This window comes from Marivirga sericea, assembly GCF_900177665.1.
Taxonomy (GTDB): domain Bacteria; phylum Bacteroidota; class Bacteroidia; order Cytophagales; family Cyclobacteriaceae; genus Marivirga; species Marivirga sericea.
In genome coordinates, this window is sequence record NZ_FXAW01000005.1 from 384,002 (window position 1) to 400,873 (window position 16,872).

17 protein-coding genes are annotated in these 16,872 nt (G+C 34.9%); 10 read left to right on the top strand and 7 right to left on the bottom strand.

The features are described from left to right. Nucleotides 1–9: 9 nt before the first annotated feature. Together B9Y84_RS13465 and meaB are read right to left on the bottom strand one after the other, a co-directional pair. Entirely contained in the window at nt 10–2,214 is a 2,205-nt protein-coding gene (locus tag B9Y84_RS13465; RefSeq protein ID WP_085517903.1) for a choice-of-anchor B family protein, read from the bottom strand. 6 nt (nt 2,215–2,220) lie between these two features. Continuing rightward, a complete protein-coding gene (gene meaB / locus B9Y84_RS13470; protein WP_085517904.1) occupies nt 2,221–3,216 on the bottom strand; it encodes a methylmalonyl Co-A mutase-associated GTPase MeaB in 996 nt (331 codons plus the stop codon). Nucleotides 3,217–3,344: 128 nt separating this feature from the next. Here meaB and B9Y84_RS13475 point away from each other — a divergent pair, with 128 nt between their 5' ends. After that, nucleotides 3,345–4,619 carry a CHASE2 domain-containing protein gene (locus B9Y84_RS13475; protein ID WP_085517905.1) on the top strand — a complete coding sequence of 425 codons (1,275 nt, stop codon included), beginning with the start codon at nt 3,345–3,347 and terminating at the stop codon, nt 4,617–4,619. Between the two features lie 10 nt (nt 4,620–4,629). Further along, nucleotides 4,630–5,556 carry a hypothetical protein gene (locus B9Y84_RS13480; RefSeq protein ID WP_085517906.1) on the top strand — a complete coding sequence of 309 codons (927 nt, stop codon included), beginning with the start codon at nt 4,630–4,632 and terminating at the stop codon, nt 5,554–5,556. A gap of 54 nt (nt 5,557–5,610) precedes the next feature. On the opposite strand, the gene B9Y84_RS13485 is transcribed toward B9Y84_RS13480, so the two are convergent. Beyond that, nucleotides 5,611–6,291 carry a Crp/Fnr family transcriptional regulator gene (locus B9Y84_RS13485; protein WP_085517907.1) on the bottom strand — a complete coding sequence of 227 codons (681 nt, stop codon included), beginning with the start codon at nt 6,289–6,291 and terminating at the stop codon, nt 5,611–5,613. A gap of 137 nt (nt 6,292–6,428) precedes the next feature. Here B9Y84_RS13485 and B9Y84_RS13490 point away from each other — a divergent pair, with 137 nt between their 5' ends. The 3 genes from B9Y84_RS13490 to B9Y84_RS13500 are packed head-to-tail and all read left to right on the top strand — an operon-like array spanning nt 6,429 to nt 8,097. Then, nucleotides 6,429–6,959, top strand: a complete 531-nt coding sequence (locus B9Y84_RS13490; protein ID WP_085517908.1) for a CopD family protein — start codon at nt 6,429–6,431, stop codon at nt 6,957–6,959. 24 nt (nt 6,960–6,983) lie between these two features. Continuing rightward, complete coding sequence (locus tag B9Y84_RS13495) at nt 6,984–7,646, top strand: SCO family protein (protein ID WP_085517909.1); 663 nt, start codon at nt 6,984–6,986, stop codon at nt 7,644–7,646. After that, complete coding sequence (locus tag B9Y84_RS13500; RefSeq protein ID WP_085517910.1) at nt 7,636–8,097, top strand: c-type cytochrome; 462 nt, start codon at nt 7,636–7,638, stop codon at nt 8,095–8,097. The genes B9Y84_RS13495 and B9Y84_RS13500 overlap by 11 nt, the downstream gene beginning before the upstream one ends. A 3-nt stretch (nt 8,098–8,100) precedes the next feature. Here the strand turns inward: B9Y84_RS13500 and B9Y84_RS13505 are convergent, their stop codons facing one another. The 3 genes from B9Y84_RS13505 to recA form a co-directional block, all read right to left on the bottom strand. Next, the gene (locus tag B9Y84_RS13505) at nt 8,101–8,493 is read right to left on the bottom strand and encodes a hypothetical protein (protein WP_085517911.1); all 393 of its coding nucleotides are present in this window, start codon (nt 8,491–8,493) and stop codon (nt 8,101–8,103) included. Nucleotides 8,494–8,556: 63 nt separating this feature from the next. After that, on the bottom strand, nt 8,557–9,171 hold the full coding sequence (locus tag B9Y84_RS13510) for a DUF3267 domain-containing protein (RefSeq protein ID WP_085517912.1): 615 nt from the start codon (nt 9,169–9,171) through the stop codon (nt 8,557–8,559). A 132-nt stretch (nt 9,172–9,303) separates the two neighbouring features. Next, nucleotides 9,304–10,335, bottom strand: coding sequence for a recombinase RecA (recA, locus tag B9Y84_RS13515; protein ID WP_085517913.1), 1,032 nt, complete (start codon nt 10,333–10,335; stop codon nt 9,304–9,306). A 103-nt stretch (nt 10,336–10,438) separates the two neighbouring features. On the opposite strand from recA, the gene B9Y84_RS13520 reads away from it, so the two are divergent. The 5 genes from B9Y84_RS13520 to B9Y84_RS13540 all read left to right on the top strand — a co-directional run bounded on the left by B9Y84_RS13520 (nt 10,439) and on the right by B9Y84_RS13540 (nt 15,227). Then, nucleotides 10,439–11,569, top strand: coding sequence for a hypothetical protein (locus B9Y84_RS13520; protein ID WP_085517914.1), 1,131 nt, complete (start codon nt 10,439–10,441; stop codon nt 11,567–11,569). Continuing rightward, nucleotides 11,566–12,600 carry an aminopeptidase gene (locus B9Y84_RS13525; protein WP_085517915.1) on the top strand — a complete coding sequence of 345 codons (1,035 nt, stop codon included), beginning with the start codon at nt 11,566–11,568 and terminating at the stop codon, nt 12,598–12,600. The genes B9Y84_RS13520 and B9Y84_RS13525 overlap by 4 nt, the downstream gene beginning before the upstream one ends. A gap of 111 nt (nt 12,601–12,711) precedes the next feature. Beyond that, complete coding sequence (locus B9Y84_RS13530) at nt 12,712–13,401, top strand: response regulator transcription factor (RefSeq protein WP_085517916.1); 690 nt, start codon at nt 12,712–12,714, stop codon at nt 13,399–13,401. An 8-nt stretch (nt 13,402–13,409) separates the two neighbouring features. Beyond that, the gene (locus B9Y84_RS13535; protein ID WP_085517917.1) at nt 13,410–14,495 is read left to right on the top strand and encodes a sensor histidine kinase; all 1,086 of its coding nucleotides are present in this window, start codon (nt 13,410–13,412) and stop codon (nt 14,493–14,495) included. Between the two features lie 18 nt (nt 14,496–14,513). Then, on the top strand, nt 14,514–15,227 hold the full coding sequence (locus B9Y84_RS13540; protein WP_085517918.1) for an RluA family pseudouridine synthase: 714 nt from the start codon (nt 14,514–14,516) through the stop codon (nt 15,225–15,227). Between the two features lie 9 nt (nt 15,228–15,236). Here the strand turns inward: B9Y84_RS13540 and B9Y84_RS13545 are convergent, their stop codons facing one another. Further along, on the bottom strand, nt 15,237–16,853 hold the full coding sequence (locus B9Y84_RS13545) for a MutS-related protein (protein WP_085517919.1): 1,617 nt from the start codon (nt 16,851–16,853) through the stop codon (nt 15,237–15,239). Between the last annotated feature and the right edge of the window lie 19 nt (nt 16,854–16,872).

The window sequence follows — 16,872 nt, forward strand, 5'->3', positions numbered from 1 at the left end:
TAGCTTAATCTATTTTTTGATTATCTTCTTAACGGCTCTCTCCCCTTTCACATTAGTTAAAATAAGGAAATAAATGCCCTCATTCCATTTAGCCATTTTTATAGATGTTTCATTTTGAAGCGTATTAAGATCATACATTTTTCTTCCGTCAGCAGATATGATACTTATGTTTTGCACGCTTTCGGGAGTATCAAAACGGATATTCAATTCTTCTTGAACTGGATTTGGATAAATTTTTACTACTGCATCCAAAATATTACCATTACTAAGTACTGCTTCATCAATTGTGAATGTTGCAGTTCTCTCTCCGCAATCATTAAACGCCGTTAATCTAACCTCATGAGGCCCCTCACTATCATAGGTGTGTACTGGGTTTTTGTCAGTTACTATCGGTGACCCATCCCCAAAATCCCACTCAAACTCAGAAGAATTTCTGGTCATATTAATGAATGATATTTCACCTTCTTCAACTGAGACTGTAAAATCAACAAAAGGCAAACACTGTGATAAATTAACACTATATACAAATTCAGATGAGCCACAGTCATTTGATGCAGTAAGTCTAACCTCATAAGTTCCTGAATTCATTTCATAAGTATGAACAGGATTGGGCTCCGTAGATATTTCTGATCCATCTCCAAAGTCCCACTCAAACGACTGCCCCCCTAATGTAGAATTTTCAAATTGGGCCACTAATTGATTTATAGAAGCGGAAAAATTCACACTTGGTAAGCCATCTACTTCATTAGATAAATAAGTAATTATTGTTTCACCATTTTCCAACTCCATTTTACATCTAAACCTCATTTCCTCTAATCCTTCAAGTGCAGGATTAATTGTCAGCTCAGCAGTATTCACGCCTGAGTAGTTACTGTCATCAGAGAGGTCTTCGGGTGAGCCATTATTGATTGTTTGCCATTGATAATTAGTGGCTGTGAACCCATTTGCAATTCCTACACTTAGAACAGCTTCATCACCACAAGAAGTAAAAACTGGATGCTGTGTGATAATTTGCTCTATGTTTGGCTTTACGAGAAATAGACCATTATTAATATCACTAATAGCAACAACTCCGCTTTCGAAATATGGATAATTACTCCAAGATCCATTAAAAGAAGTATTATCACCTTGAGCATAGGTGTCAAAATATGCCACCTCTCTCAAATCTCCTTTACTGACTCTACTACCATCTAGAATAATCAAGCCATTAGTATAATTAGACTGATAAATCAGATTTCCCTTAGTGTATAAATTATGATCAATGGCGACACGCTCTGAAAAGTATTGATTAATTAAAATTGGATTATCCAAATTGCGAACATCCCAAATGAGGGTTCGGGTGTTTTCAACCGAATTCCCTTCATCTAATTCATCGTTCGATATAAAAAATTGTTGATCTTCGGTTAACCATCCCTGATGGGAATATGCCGATTGAGGATATCCTTTCTTAGCTATCAGTTGTGTAGTCTCTTTGTCCTGAACATTTGCAATGGTCACAGTATTTTCATTTGCATTGAAGCATATTTCTTGCCCTTGATAATCTTCGTCAGGACCGCTGTAAATAACGCACTGTGCGTCATGCGTATATCCATCTGCATCAAAACATCCAGCAAATACTGGATTCTTTGGATCTTGGATGTTCACTATATGTAAACCTCCAGAGCCACATCCGTTTCCTGCACCTCTCGCCCCCACAATGTAAGCAAAGCCGGTTTCTTCATTTATTACAACATTATGTGCACTTGAAACTCCTGTATAAACAGCATCAGCAGTAAATTGCTCATCTGGATTATTTACTGTCCTCAACCTGCTCAAATCAAAAACTTGCATCCCATGGCCTGTGTTATTATCGGCTACTACAAAAGCATGGTTTTTATAGACTTTAATATCTCTCCACGAACTAGCATTTCCGGTTTGACTCGGCAGTCTTCCTTTAATTACAGGTGAAACAGGATTACTTATATCAACAAAAACAACGCCATTCGTTTGTCCCATTAGCACATATTCTTTTCCTCCAGAGGGGTCAGTCCAACCCCATATATCATTACCTTGCACACCTGACACTCCAGATAGGACACCGTTATCTAGGCTTGACAATAAATCAATCTGATTACATGGATAACCACTGGCTGTTCCGTCTTCACATGGAGTCTGAGCCGAAACAAAACTATATATTGAAAGAAAACAAATGAGGATTATATACTTTTTAGTCATGATAGTTTATTTAAAATAATGGTTTAGAAGGGTTCTTGCTGCCTGTACTGAATGTTTATTTCCTTTTCTTACTAGATCCTCAAATTTGGCTAATTTTTCTATAATTTCAGGACTTTTGTAGAAGTTTTGTTTTAAATAATAATGTATCGTTTGATGCATCCAATGAATTGCTTGCTCTTTTCTATTTTGATCAAAATAACCAGATTCATTTTGTTGAATATTAAATTCAGTCAAAAGATCTAAAATGGATGGGAGTCCATCATCATTTAAAGCAGAACAAGTTTTAACTTTTGGAAGCCATCCATTTTCATTAGCTGGAAATAAATGCAATGCATTTTCATATTCACTTTTTGCCCTATTAGCATTTTTAACATTATCTCCATCTGCTTTATTAATGGCAATTGCATCCGCCATTTCCATAATTCCTTTTTTAATCCCCTGAAGTTCATCTCCGGCACCGGCTAGCATTAGTAGCAAAAAGAAATCTACCATGTTTTTTACGGCTGTCTCTGATTGCCCAACACCTACTGTTTCAATCAAAATGTAATCATATCCCGCGGCTTCACAAAGCAACATGGTCTCCCGTGTTTTTTGAGCTACCCCACCCAAGGCATCTCCAGACGGAGATGGCCTTATAAATGCCTGTGAGGATCTGCTTAGCTTTTCCATTCTCGTCTTATCTCCTAAAATACTCCCGCCCGTTTTTTGACTAGAAGGATCTACCGTTAGTACAGCTAGTTTTTTATCGCTATCGATTATATGCCTGCCAAAAGCTTCAATAAAGGTACTTTTACCAACTCCTGGAACTCCTGTAATTCCAATACGGAAGGAATTTCCAGTATATTGATATACCTGATCAATTAGTTTTGCAGCCAATTCATTATCGCTATCTAAAGTACTTTCTACTAAAGTAATCGCCCTACTTAAGCCCACTCTATCCCCGGAAAGAACTCCTGATTTATACTCCTCTAATGATAATCTACTTCTTCTTTTCAAGCTCATTTGAATTTAAACCCAAAAGTTAAGATGCAAAATCACTAAAATACAATTTTTTTGCATATAATTGTTAAATTCAATAAAATATCATAATTTTACTATTCAGATAAAAAATTTAACTATTTTAATATAGTATGAATTTAAAATTTTTACAAAATCGATGGTTTGATTCCTTACTTGCTACAATATTTATATTTGCAGTTATTAGAGGACTTTCTTCCTTTCTAGGGATTTTTGACGCCATCGATCCTGTAGGAGAAGCACTAGAAGATGTTGAATTTACTGATGTAGTTTATTCAAATTTAAGAGAAGCCCCTCCTGCAGACGAAAACATTGTATTAGTTAACATAGGGAGATTACCTCGTAGAGCCATTGCGCAACAAATTGAAATTATTGCTAAATACAATCCCAAGGTAATAGGGTTAGATACTATGTTTCCATATGCCAAGAGCCCAGAAGAGGATAGTGCGCTAGCAAACGCACTCTTAAAGGTTGATAATTTGGTAATGGCTTCAAAATTATTAAAGCTCAACGAAGAAAAAGGTACTTTCGATTCCATGCGGATGTCAGCACCAAAATTTAGACCTAACGCTGATTTTGCTTTTGCTAATTTAATAACCGGTGAAGGTATCGAACAAGAAGATGTAAAAACATGCCGATCAATACCACCTACGCTCCCTTACAAAGATACAACGCAAATGGCTTTTGCGGTTAGATTAGCTCACTACTATGCTCCTGAAAAGGTGCAAATCCTGTTAGATCGAAATAACGAAACTGAAATCATTAATTACAAAGGAAATTCATTGGGCTCACTTTCTAATTTCGCGACCACTTTTTTCGCCTTAGATTGGTACGATGTATTGGATGAAAATTTTGTTCCGGAAATGATAGAAGGTAAAATTGTAATATTTGGCTTTTTAGGTGACCAATTTGGAGATAGATACAATGTAGAAGATAAATATTATACTCCTTTGAACCAAAATTATGCAGGAAGGGGTGAACCTGATATGTACGGGGCTGTAATTCATGCTAATATTATTTCAATGATAATGGATGAGGACTACGTCTACAAAATTAATGAAACAACGCAGTTTATTATAGCATTCATACTATGCTACATAAACGTATTTTTGTTCATGTGGGTATATTATGCTCTTAAAAACTGGTATGATGGGATTACTAAAGTGGCTCAACTATTGGAGTTACTGTTAATCATAGTTGTTATCATTTATAGTTACCATCTTTTCAATTGGAATTTAGAATTAACACTAGCAATGGGAGCAGTAGCGGCAGTAGGTGACTCCTTAGAGGTTTATAATGGAGTAATTAAAAACATGTTCACTAAAGAAGGTAGAAAAGAACTATTTAGTGTTGAAAAAAGAGAAACAGACAAAATAGAAATCAATTAAATCAATTATTATGAAATCGTTTATCAAAATTTTAGTTGTAGCATTGTGGCTAGGTAACTATGCAGCAAATGCCCAAAGTTATGTATTTAAAGTACTGGCAAACAAAGGAGATAATTCAGTGAAGATTGAAGGTGCGGATTGGACTAAACTTAAAACAGGTCAGTCATTGAATTCAGGTGATGAATTAAAATTATCAGAAGAAGCTTACTTAGGCTTAATGCATAATTCAGGTAAAACGCTTGAAGTTAAAACGGCTGGTTCTCACACGGTATCAGGTTTAGCAGCAAACCTCAAAAGCAAAAACACTAGTGTTGCCAGTAAATATGCTGATTTTGTTATGAACAGGATGAGTGATGATGAAGGTAGCGCGGATTACAGAAAAAGTTTAGGCGCAACTGGAGCAGTTGACAGGGCATTGGCAAGTGGCGCATCTATCAAAATAATGGCTCTAAGCTCTAGTGAGATAATTAATGATGAGGTTATTCTAAGGTGGAATGAACCTAAACAAGAAGGCGAAGAAGAAGCACTAACATATGAAGTGACTTTCAGTAATTTATTTGACGAGACAATTGCCACTGAAACGGTAGACAACACTTCCTATCTATTAGATAGAAGTAAAAAACCATTCGCAGGCGAAAACTTCATCAAAGTGAAAGTTCAAGTTAAAGGAGAAGACCTGAAATCTGATGATTATGCTATTACCATTAAGCCTGAAGAAGAAACCGCAGAAATAAAAGAAACACTGGAGCAATTAAAAAGCGAAATAGAAGGAGAATCTGCTATGGATAAATTAGTGATGGCTGCTTTCTATGAAGACAATGACTTACTATTAGATGCATTAACTGCTTATGAGCAAGCTATCCAGAAAGCACCAAATGTTCCGGTTTTTGAAAAAGCCTATGAAGATTTCTTAATCAGAAATGGATTCACTAATTGATCATTAAGACCAAAACTAAACTAAAGAAGGAAGCCTGAAAAGTGCTTCCTTTTTTTATGCCAACAATTCCATATCTCTAATGAGAATCTTCCTTCTGTCAAAATTGATGATGTTCTTCTCTCTCAGTTCATTGAGGATAGTGGTTACAGTTTGCCGAGAAGTACCAGTTAAGGCCGCAATATCTTTATGGGTTAAATGGCTTGGTATCATCATTTCAAAACCAATTTTCTTACCCTTTTCATTAGCTTCATCTCGTAGAAATTCTACAATCCTGGTGCGGGCATCTTTGAAAACCAAAGATTCAAGTCTTCTTTCCGTTTTTCTTAAGCGCAAACCAATCAGTTTCATCATTTTAAAACTCAAGGGCTTATTATTAGCCATAAGAGTTTTCATATCTCCTAAAGTCATTGGGCATACGATTGTTTCGCTGTCCATAGCTTGTGCAAAATCTAATCGTTTATCCTCGCCAGTCAAGGCTAATTCACCAAAAATCTCTCCCTTGCTCAATATCGCTTTCACCGATTCTTTTCCGTCTTCCAAATAAGATCCAATTTTAACCCTCCCTTCCGCAATCATGTAGATATAGTGAGAAGCTTCCTCAGGAAAATAAACAAACTCATCCTTTTTGAACTTAGTCATAGGATGGTCATCTTCAATACCCTTAATTTTGTGAGGGCAAAGAATGTTAAATAAATCAACATTTTCAAAATACCAAAGTTGAGTTGGTTCTGACATTTTCCTTATAATAAAGTATTATGCTTTCTGTTACTATTTACAATTTTATACTTTACGGAACTAAACAATAATAAGTTCATAATTATTACTTTTGCATAAGCAAAAAACAATTTCTTTATAAATCGAATTAGCGAAACATGTATCTATACATTAAATCCTTGCATATTATATTTGTAGTCACATGGTTTGCAGGATTATTTTATATCGTAAGACTTTTTATTTACCAAACAGAAGCTCTCCAAAAAACCGAACCTGAAAGAGGAATTCTTCATGCTCAGCTTAGTAAGATGTCTCGACTATTATGGAATGTCATTACATGGCCTTCTGCGATCATAACTTTGGTACTTGCTACATCTTTATTGGTTTTACAACCAGCCTGGTTAAAACAGCCATTTATGCATATCAAGTTAAGCTTTGTCTTTTTACTTTACCTTTATCACTTTTCTTGTCACTACATTTACAAAAAACTGCAAAAAGGTGAAATCAAATACAGCTCCACACAGTTAAGAATTTGGAATGAAGTTGCAACTCTTTTTTTAGTAGCCGTTGTATTTCTAATAGTACTTAAAAATGAATTAGACTGGATTTGGGGAACCGTTGGTTTCATAGGATTTGGACTACTACTAATGGTAGCCATCAAAATCTATAAAGCCATTAGAGAAAAATAGAAATCACAATTCGTAAATAATGATATGAGCAATTTAAAATCAACTTTCCTTTTCACTTTAATCACTCTAACACTGGCCGCCTGTGGATTAGAGAATCAAAAAAATAAAAAAGCAGAATTCCCTATTTTGGGTCGAAAGCAGTACGTGGAAAAGATTGTGGATGGAAAAACAGTAACTGACACTGTTGACCATAGAATTCCTGACTACAAACTTGTTAATCAAGATAGTAACTGGGTTACACCAGAAACTTTTGAAGGACAAGTATATGTGGCAGATTTCTTCTTCACCTCTTGCCCCACCATTTGCCCTACCATGAAAAAGCAAATGCTAAGAGTATATGAGTCATATAAAGATAATGATGAGGTTGCAATTATCTCCCACACCATTGACCCAGAATATGATACTGTTGCTCTATTAAGAGATTTTGCGGCAAAATTGGATGTAAAAACTCCAAAGTGGCACTTCGTTACTGGAGAAAAAGAAGCGATTTATGAATTAGGACAGAAGGGCTATATGGTAACAGCCATGGAAGACGAAAATGAAGTAGGCGGTTTCCTTCATAGTGGTGCATTTGTCTTAGTAGATAAAGAAAGAAAAATAAGAGGCGTTTACGATGGAACTCGAGCAGAGGAAGTAGATAAATTAATTACTGATATTGAACTACTTTTGCAAACCTATGAAGAATAAGAAGTTCCTCTATTCAATTTTCCTCATCAGTATTATACTTTTTTCATGCGGCAGTTACGAAGAATTTAAGAACGCTGCCACAGAGAATTACTCAGATGAAAAAATGCAAAAGTATGCAAAGTACATGATTCAGGGAAAGCAACTTTACACTACCCATTGTAGTAATTGTCATCAAGAAAATGGGGACGGTTTGGGAAAGCTATTCCCCCCTCTAGCAAAAGCAGATTATATGCTTGCCGATGTACCAAGAAGCATTTGTACAATAAAAAACGGATTAAAAGGCGAAATTGAGGTGAATGGAAAAACCTACAATCAGGCAATGCCGTCATTGAATAGATTAACAAATTTAGAAATAGCTGAAATTTCTACTTACATCTACAACAGTTGGGGCAATGAAAAAGGCATGATTGAGTTAGAAACAGTTGAAGAATCACTTTTCAGTTGTCAGTAATTATTATTTTAAAAATTCCTCTGCCTCAGCAATACTTTTGTTCATTTCTCTGCTAACCTCGGAAATAGCCGCCTTTTGACTGTTAAGATATTCTATTTTTTCATCCTCAGTCATGTCTTCCATTCTAGGATCATAATTCCTCATCCAATTCATCATTGCTTTATCCGATTCTTCTAAAGCTATTATCAAATCCTGAATAATATCGCTTGCATCAGCAGAATCTTGCTTATTTTTTAGCGATTTTTTCAATTTCATGATATCGTCCATTTTAGGCATTACTTCATCATGAATGGCAATAGTTTCAGATTTTAATTCTTCAACTTCCTTTTCTTTTGATTCACAACTTAAAGCAATTATAGCAAACAAAAATAAAGTGACTCTCGATAAAATTCTCATGTTAAATGATCTATGATTTAAAGCAAAAACGAAAAGAAATTAAGGAAGTTTTGTGAATCTCGTTTAAGGTAGTGACTTATAGAAAATTGTTTTATTTTCCTCTGAGCTATAGATATAGCAATTCGCAAACTTATATAAGTAACTACAAACAGCTAAATCTTTCATAGCGTAAAGCGCATGAAAAAAGGAAAGAGATAGTAGGCCAAACAACCATATACCGTTAGTAAAAAAAGCTAATATAAAAGGCAGAATGGAGAAAATTAAAAATGTGATAATACAGATCAAGTAATAATTTCTTTTACTTAAAACGAAATCATTAGCTTGAATATTGAAACGAAATAGATTCCAATTCCAGTTGAATTTAATGGAACTCGCTCCGTAGACCTTAAAACAAAGCGCCTGCAATAATTCATGCAAAACAGGGCTTATCAATAGAGAGAATAGCAAGCCACCTGTTAACCCAACAATCCACAGCCGGTGATCAATAGCTATCAATTCATTACTAAAGAAAATATAGATAAAGCCGACAAAGCCTGCTAATAGATAAGACCAATATAGTTTAGTAATAAGATTATTCCTTCGAATGAAAGTGGTGATAAATAAAAGCCAATCAGCACTATCTATGATGGATAGCACATTTTTATAATTGCTTTTATTTTTCAATAGTTCAGGACTCATTCTCACATAAATATACGTGAAAATAAAGCTGAAGATTAATAGTTCGTATTAAGCTTTAGTGAATTTTAGATGTAGGTGGATACAAAAAAAGCAGCTATTCTTTAGTAGCTGCTTTCCCTCCCTATTCATTGACTATTTTTTGGCTTTTTCAGCCTTCCCTTCCAAATCTTCACCATTTATCTTAGCTCTAATTTTAGTTTCTAATTCTTCCATTAATTCCGGGTTATCTAAAATTAACGTTTTAACAGAATCTCTTCCTTGTCCGAGCTTATTATCCATATAAGAGAACCAAGAGCCTGCCTTCTTAATCACTTCCAATTCAACACCTAAGTCGATGATTTCCCCAACTTTCGAAATCCCTTCTCCATACATGATATCGAATTCAACTACTTTGAAAGGTGGAGCCATCTTATTTTTCACAACCTTAACTTTCACTCGGTTTCCGGTGATATTATCAGGGCCTTCTTTTATGCTTCCAATCCTTCTGATATCTAAACGAACAGATGCATAAAATTTTAAAGCGTTCCCTCCGGTCGTGGTTTCAGGATTTCCAAACATCACCCCAATTTTCTCTCTCAATTGGTTGATGAAAATGCATGAACAACCAGTCTTGCTTATAGCACCAGTTAGTTTCCTAAGTGCTTGAGACATTAATCGGGCTTGAAGACCCATTTTACTATCTCCCATTTCACCTTCCAGCTCTCCTTTCGGAACCAAAGCAGCCACAGAATCTATCACTACAATATCTAAAGCCCCTGAACGAATTAAGTGCTCTGCTATTTCCAAAGCCTGCTCTCCACTGTCGGGCTGAGATATCAATAAATTTTCTGTGTCTATTCCTAACTTCTCAGCATAAGCTTTATCAAAAGCATGTTCAGCATCTATTATTGCAGCCATTCCACCAGCTTTTTGAGCTTCAGCAATACAATGCATTGCCAAAGTCGTTTTACCAGATGATTCTGGCCCATAAACTTCAATTACTCTTCCTCGTGGAATACCTCCAGTTCCCAACGCAATATCTAATCCTAAAGAACCTGTGTGAATGGAGGGAACATCCACTACCTTTTCATCACTCAACTTCATTACAGAACCTTTCCCGTAAGTTTTGTCCAGTTTATCAATAGTTAGTTGTAATGCTTTTAATTTTTCGCTTTTTTCGCTCATCTTTAATAATTTGTATAGGGCTTATTTGTAAATTGCTGCATCGAATTTAGCAGGAAAAGAAACAATTGCCAAATGCTTTAGCCTTGCTTTATAACTTAATTTTATGCAATTCAAAATTATTTGTGTTTCCATCATTTTTTTAGTCTTTTTTACTAATGCACTGGTGGCTCAATTAGACAATACTGGCTTCGAACAGCCCATCAATAAAGACAGTACGATAGATGACCCTTTTAGCTTTTCTTTAAGGGTTTTGTCTTTCAATAAGAATAATGAATACTTCAATGAAATCGTAAAGGGTTATACCTTATTTGGTACAAGATTTATTCCTAGCATTGGATACCAATTGCATGAACAAGTAAATATTCAAGCAGGTATATTTTTACAAAAAGATTTTGGGAATAATAACCTCACCTATTCTATTCCTTATTTCAGTATTTTATACGATTGGAATGACAGTCAATTAATTTTCGGAAACTATAATGGTTCTATCCATCACCGAATGTTAGAGCCTTTAGAAGACTTTGAAAGGCTATTAGTTGATACTCCGGAAAATGGTTTGCAATACTTATACAACACAGAGAAAATTTTCTTTGATGCCTGGATCAATTGGGAAAAGATGATTTATCAGGACTCTCCTTTCAAAGAGGAAGTGTCAGGAGGATTAGTGGCCAGCTATGACATCATTAAAAAAAACGGAAACGAAATGAGTCTTCATTACCAATTCAAGGGGTACCATCGGGCAGGGCAGATCGACAATGTGGAAGGTTCTCCTCTTGTGACACGCTTCAATAATGCAGTTGGAGCATCTTACCATAAAAAGTTAAATTCGAGCTTTGTAGAAGGACATAAGTGGGAAGGTTACTTCCTGCACTATATTGATAATAGTTTCGATTATATTTTACCTTACACACAAGGGTACGGCTATTACCTCAACGGTACTCTTGAAACTAAAATTGGAGATTTCATGATGAGTTACTGGCAAGGAGATCATTTTTACTCATATAAAGGCGGTAGATTATATCAATCCTACAGCACTGATCCCAATTCTAGATTTTTTGAAGATGAACGAAAACTCCTCATTCTAAGAGTTATGAATGAATTTCACATCGGGGAGTCTTCCACACTACTACTAAGGTTTGAGCCCTACTGGGATTTTAACAATAAGATATTCGAATTCTCTCATGCAGTATACTTTAATATTTTTAAAACCCTTCCAATAAGAAAAAATAATTGAAATCTATTTTCCGCAAAATACTACTCCTCGCTTTAACTGTAATCACTATTTTCGTTGTTTTAAAATGGGATTTAATTCGATATGGCTGGCAACAAGCTAAAGGTCAATTAGCCATCATGTATAATGCTGAGCCTTTGAGTGCTTATTTGAAAAATCCAACCTACCCTGATTCTTTGAAGGCCAAAATAGCATTAGTAAAATCTGTGAAGTCTTTTGCAAAATCTGAATTAGGGTTTTCTTCTGAGGAACAATACGAAAAAATGTATGACCAAGAAGGGAAAGAATTGATGTGGGTAGTCACAGCCGCTTATCCCTATAGTCTTGAAAACTATGAATGGAAATTTCCTGTTTTAGGAAAAGTAAGCTATAAAGGATTTTTCATTGAAAGGGAGGCTATCAAACTACAGCAAGATTTGAAAGACAAAGGATTTGACGTTCGACTTAGAACGGCAAGTGCTTGGTCGACTTTAGGTTGGCTAAATGATCCTCTTTTAAGTAATGTACTACAATACAACGAAGGCAGATTAGCTGAATTAATCCTCCATGAGCTCACGCATGATGAAATATTCATAAAAGACAGTGTGGACTTCAATGAAAATTTAGCTTCTTTCTTTGGTCAAGAATTTACCAAAATGTATTTCGAGCAGCGATCTGAAACAGCTAGTGAATATTATCAGAAATATTTAATACAGCTTAACGACCGTCATACCATTACTGAATTTGTGAGAAATTACTTACCAAAATTTGATAGCCTGTATCACCAAATAGAACACTTTAACACTACAGAAAAAGAAAATCAGAAGTACTATTTTATAGAAAAGTTTAAAAGTGATCTTCAAAATCAAAAATTTAAAAGTTCGAAATTTGATGCGCTACTTGATAATGAAATGAAGATTAATAATGCTTATTTGCTTTCATACAAACGATATTCAGGTCATCAGCAATTACTTGAAATGGAATTAGAAGAGCAATTTAATGGCGACATATTAAAAATGTTGGAATTTTATCAAAAGAACTTCAATTCTTTATAACAGATGTATCCTTAAGTTTAATTAGATATTAAGAAATTGTTATTACCATTTTAATAGCTTAATTTATAAATATTTTTATCGAATTTAGCCTAAAACAAAACATACTTAACCATGGGAAACAAGCAAAGCCATAAGGTGCTTGTCGTTGATGATGAATCAGACATTCTAGAGCTTTTGGAATATAACCTCACTAAAGAAGGCTATGAGGTAAAAACGGCTCAAGACGGAAAAACGGCAGTTGAAAAAGCACAAAAGTTTCAACCTCACCTGATCCTGCTTGATATCATGATGCCTAATCAAGATGGTGTAGAAACTTGTCGTCAACTAAGGGAAAATCCTGAATCGGCCAATGCATTTATTATTTTCCTTACGGCTCGTTCAGAAGAATACTCAGAAGTGGCGGCTTTTGAAAATGGCGCTGATGATTATATCACTAAACCGATTAAACCTCGCGCTTTAATGAGTCGCATTAACGCCTACTTTAGGCGCGATATAAAAAAGCAGAAAGACAGTAATAAAATCACTATTGGGAATTTGACGATCGACAGAACCAGCTACACAGTAACTGTTGATGGAAAACAAGTTTCATTACCTAAAAAAGAATTTGAATTGTTGTATTTCCTGGCACAAAATCCTAATAAAGTTTTCAACAGAGATGACCTTTTACAAAACATTTGGGGCTCGGATGTATATGTACTAGCAAGAACCGTGGATGTTCATGTCCGGAAAGTAAGAGAAAAAGTAGGCGATGGCTACATTTCTACTGTTAAAGGTGTGGGTTATAAATTTGATATGGAATAGAAGAATCTATGCTTTTTAATTCCAGAGGAGTTTCTGTTTTATTAGCTATTTCAATAGCCATTGTCACAACTGCTTTCCTAAGCTTACTGGAAGGTATTGGGACCACAGCACTTATCTTAACCTTTATTTTGTCCGCTTCTTCAGCCTATCTGCTCATCAGTATAGTCTTAGAATTTCTCTTTTTTAAAGAAATAAATAAACTCTATGAAGTCTTTAACAAACTAGGCGAAAAAAATTACTCATTCGTTAACGACATAGAAACTCAAAAATCTTTCAACCCTTTACGAAAAATTAATCAAGAAATTTTCAGTTACGCGGCCAATAAACAACAAGAAATTGATGAGTTGAAAAGAATGGCTACCTATAGGCGTGAGTTTCTGGCAGATGTTTCTCATGAATTAAAAACCCCGATTTTTGCTGCGCAAGGTTTTGTTTATACGCTTATTGATGGAGCAGTTAAAGACAAAAAAGTAAGAGGGAAATTCTTAAAAAAAGCTGCCAAAAGCTTAGATGGATTAGAAATGTTAGTCAATGACTTACTAACCCTGTCTCATATAGAAGCAGGTGAAATAACTATGCACTTTGAAGAACTTGATTTACTTGCTTTAGTTGAAGATGTTTTTGATCAATTTGAGGGGAAAACCGACAAAAAGAATATGAATCTTCAATTTGACAAGGTTTATGATGCTCCAATCAATGTAATTGCAGATTACCAACGAATTTATCAAGTTATTGTAAATTTGATATCCAATGCCATAAAATATTCCGATGAAAATACCGAAATTGTAGTCGGATTTGAAGTAACCGAAAAAGATGTGACAATAGCCATACAAGATCATGGTGCAGGAATTTCACCAGAACACATCAAAAGGATATTTGAAAGATTTTACCGAATCGATAAAAGTAGGTCGAAAGAAAGAGGTGGGACAGGCCTGGGACTGGCTATTGTAAAGCATATTATAGAGGCACATGGCTCGTCCGTTTCGGTTACAAGCACGGTAGGAAAAGGCTCTTTATTTAGCTTCAAGCTTCCAGCAAAAAAAATCCCGGAACCTTATGTGCCTCAAGTAGATGAGGAAGAAGAGGCAGAGTAGATTAATATTAAATTTAAAATGTATTACAAATCAATTAAACCTCTGATCATAGAAGAATCAGAAGACTACATTTTCATCAACAAACCACCGTTCGTTTCTACCTTGGCAGATAGAAACGACTCAGTAACCATCTTGTCATTAGTTAAAAAGTATAATGACGATTATCAAATCTGTCACCGACTGGATAAGGAAACCTCAGGAGTGCTCTTGGTGGCAAAAAATCCTGAGGCTTATAGAAATGCATCCATGCAGTTTGAGCACCGGCAAGTGGAAAAAATCTACAATGCTATTGTTGATGGTTTACATCAATTTAAGGATGAAGAGGTGAATTTACCATTACACACAACTGCTTCAGGCTATGTTAAAATTTCTCACCGACAAGGAAAAGCTGCCAAAACTATTTTTAATACGGTGGAAACCTTCAAAAAGCATTCATTGATCGCATGCAAACCCGAAACAGGCAGAATGCATCAAATTAGAGTTCATTTAGCATCATTAAATGCCTCTATTACTGGTGATGAAACTTATGGAGGGCAATCATTATATTTATCCTCCTTTAAAAAGAATTTTATTATTGGGAAACAAAAGGAAGAACAACCTCTTATAAAAAGATTTGCATTGCATGCGGTCAGTATATGTTTAACTGATGTAAAAGGTCAAATTATTTCAGTTGAGGCTCCTTATCCCAAGGATATTGAAGTAGCATTAAAGCAATTGAGGAAAAATACTTAACGCTTATTTCTACTTCTGTTCCATTTCTAAGTGAATTGCAGTCGTTTTTGCCTCGTCAATAATAGGGTTTGGGTACTGATTGATCTCTAATATCCTAATAGCATTCCTAGTTTTCAATTTTCCACTTTTTAACTTGTAATCAAAGTCTACGTAATCGCCATTAATTACTTCACTAAAATGGTAGAGGTTATACTCATCTTTCAATAAATCAGTCAGTTCTATGTCATGAGTAGAAACAAATACTACATTATTATTTCGAGCTAGGTAAGAAAGCACTGCCTTACCGGCTGAAATTCGTTCAATGGTATTGGTTCCCTTAAAAATTTCGTCAAGTAGAAATAGATAAGAATTATCGCGCTCTGAACAATTAATAATTTCCTTTATAGTAGATACCTCTTCAAAATAATAGCTTTTATCATTCATCAAGTCGTCACTGATCCTAATAGCTGAACTCAATCTCATTTTTGGTAAGGAAAATTTGCTAGCAAAACTGGTATTCAATGAAATCGAAGTAATCAAATTAATTCCAATAGATCTAATGAACGTAGTTTTACCGGACATATTAGAACCAGTTAATAGTACAGATTTACCATGGGTGTCAATATCGTTTTCTACACAATTTTCAATAAGGGGGTGATAAATACCAGTCGCTTGCAGTCCTGTTTTAGCTTCCGTGAAATTTGGTATGCAAAATTTATCAGCGCCTGAGCGTAGGGATGCAATAGAATAAAGCATATCAACTCTTCCTAATGCATTAAATAAATGTATAATATGATCTTGATTACTATCTATCTTTTTTAAAGCCCTGAAAAACAAAATAGGCTCTAACAGCAATAGTATTTTTATTATTTCAACACTTCCCCAAACCAAATTACTAGCATCTCCTTGTAATTTATTTTCCATTTGAAATAGGGCAAAATGCTTTTTCAATTTACCTAAAGTGGAAATAGACTGCTCTACTTCAATCTCATTGAATATAGTGTGGTCAGCTGCGTGCAGATTTTTTACAACAGAATGCAGTTTTAATAACTCTGGCAGGGATGAGATATAATGTTGCTGATTATTCTTATTTCTATAGTGGATCCCCATGTTAACTATCACTAAAATGGGGATCAGGTAGACCATAACATTAGAAAAAAGTAAACTAATGATGGAAAGAAAAGAGAAAATTGATAAAAAAGGCAAAAATTGATACCATGATGGCGCTTTGATAATTTTATCCTGAAATAATTTGGAAATATAAAATGCCTCAGTGCTATTCAGTCTTGAAAGCTGTTTTTCCAAACTTGCCCTCAAGTTTTCATCTGCGCTAATTCTTTTGATAAGGTTCTCATCTTCAGCATCAATTTGATTAACTACATCAATTAACCTCAAACGACTGTATAAGGACTGCTGTCCTACTTTAGATTTGGTTCTGTCTAAATACATGAATAGCTCATCAAAATCTAGATCATTGCAAACCTTATCGGTTATAACATGCGATGAATCTGATCTATGAGCCTTTTGGAAATATTCTGAAATCCAGCTAAACAGAAAAACTTCATTTTTTAAATCACCGAACTTTTGGACTTTCTCCTTTTTAGAAAACTTACGATTAAATAATTTCAAAAAAATAGATCTATACATGAACCGCAAGATGGTTTAA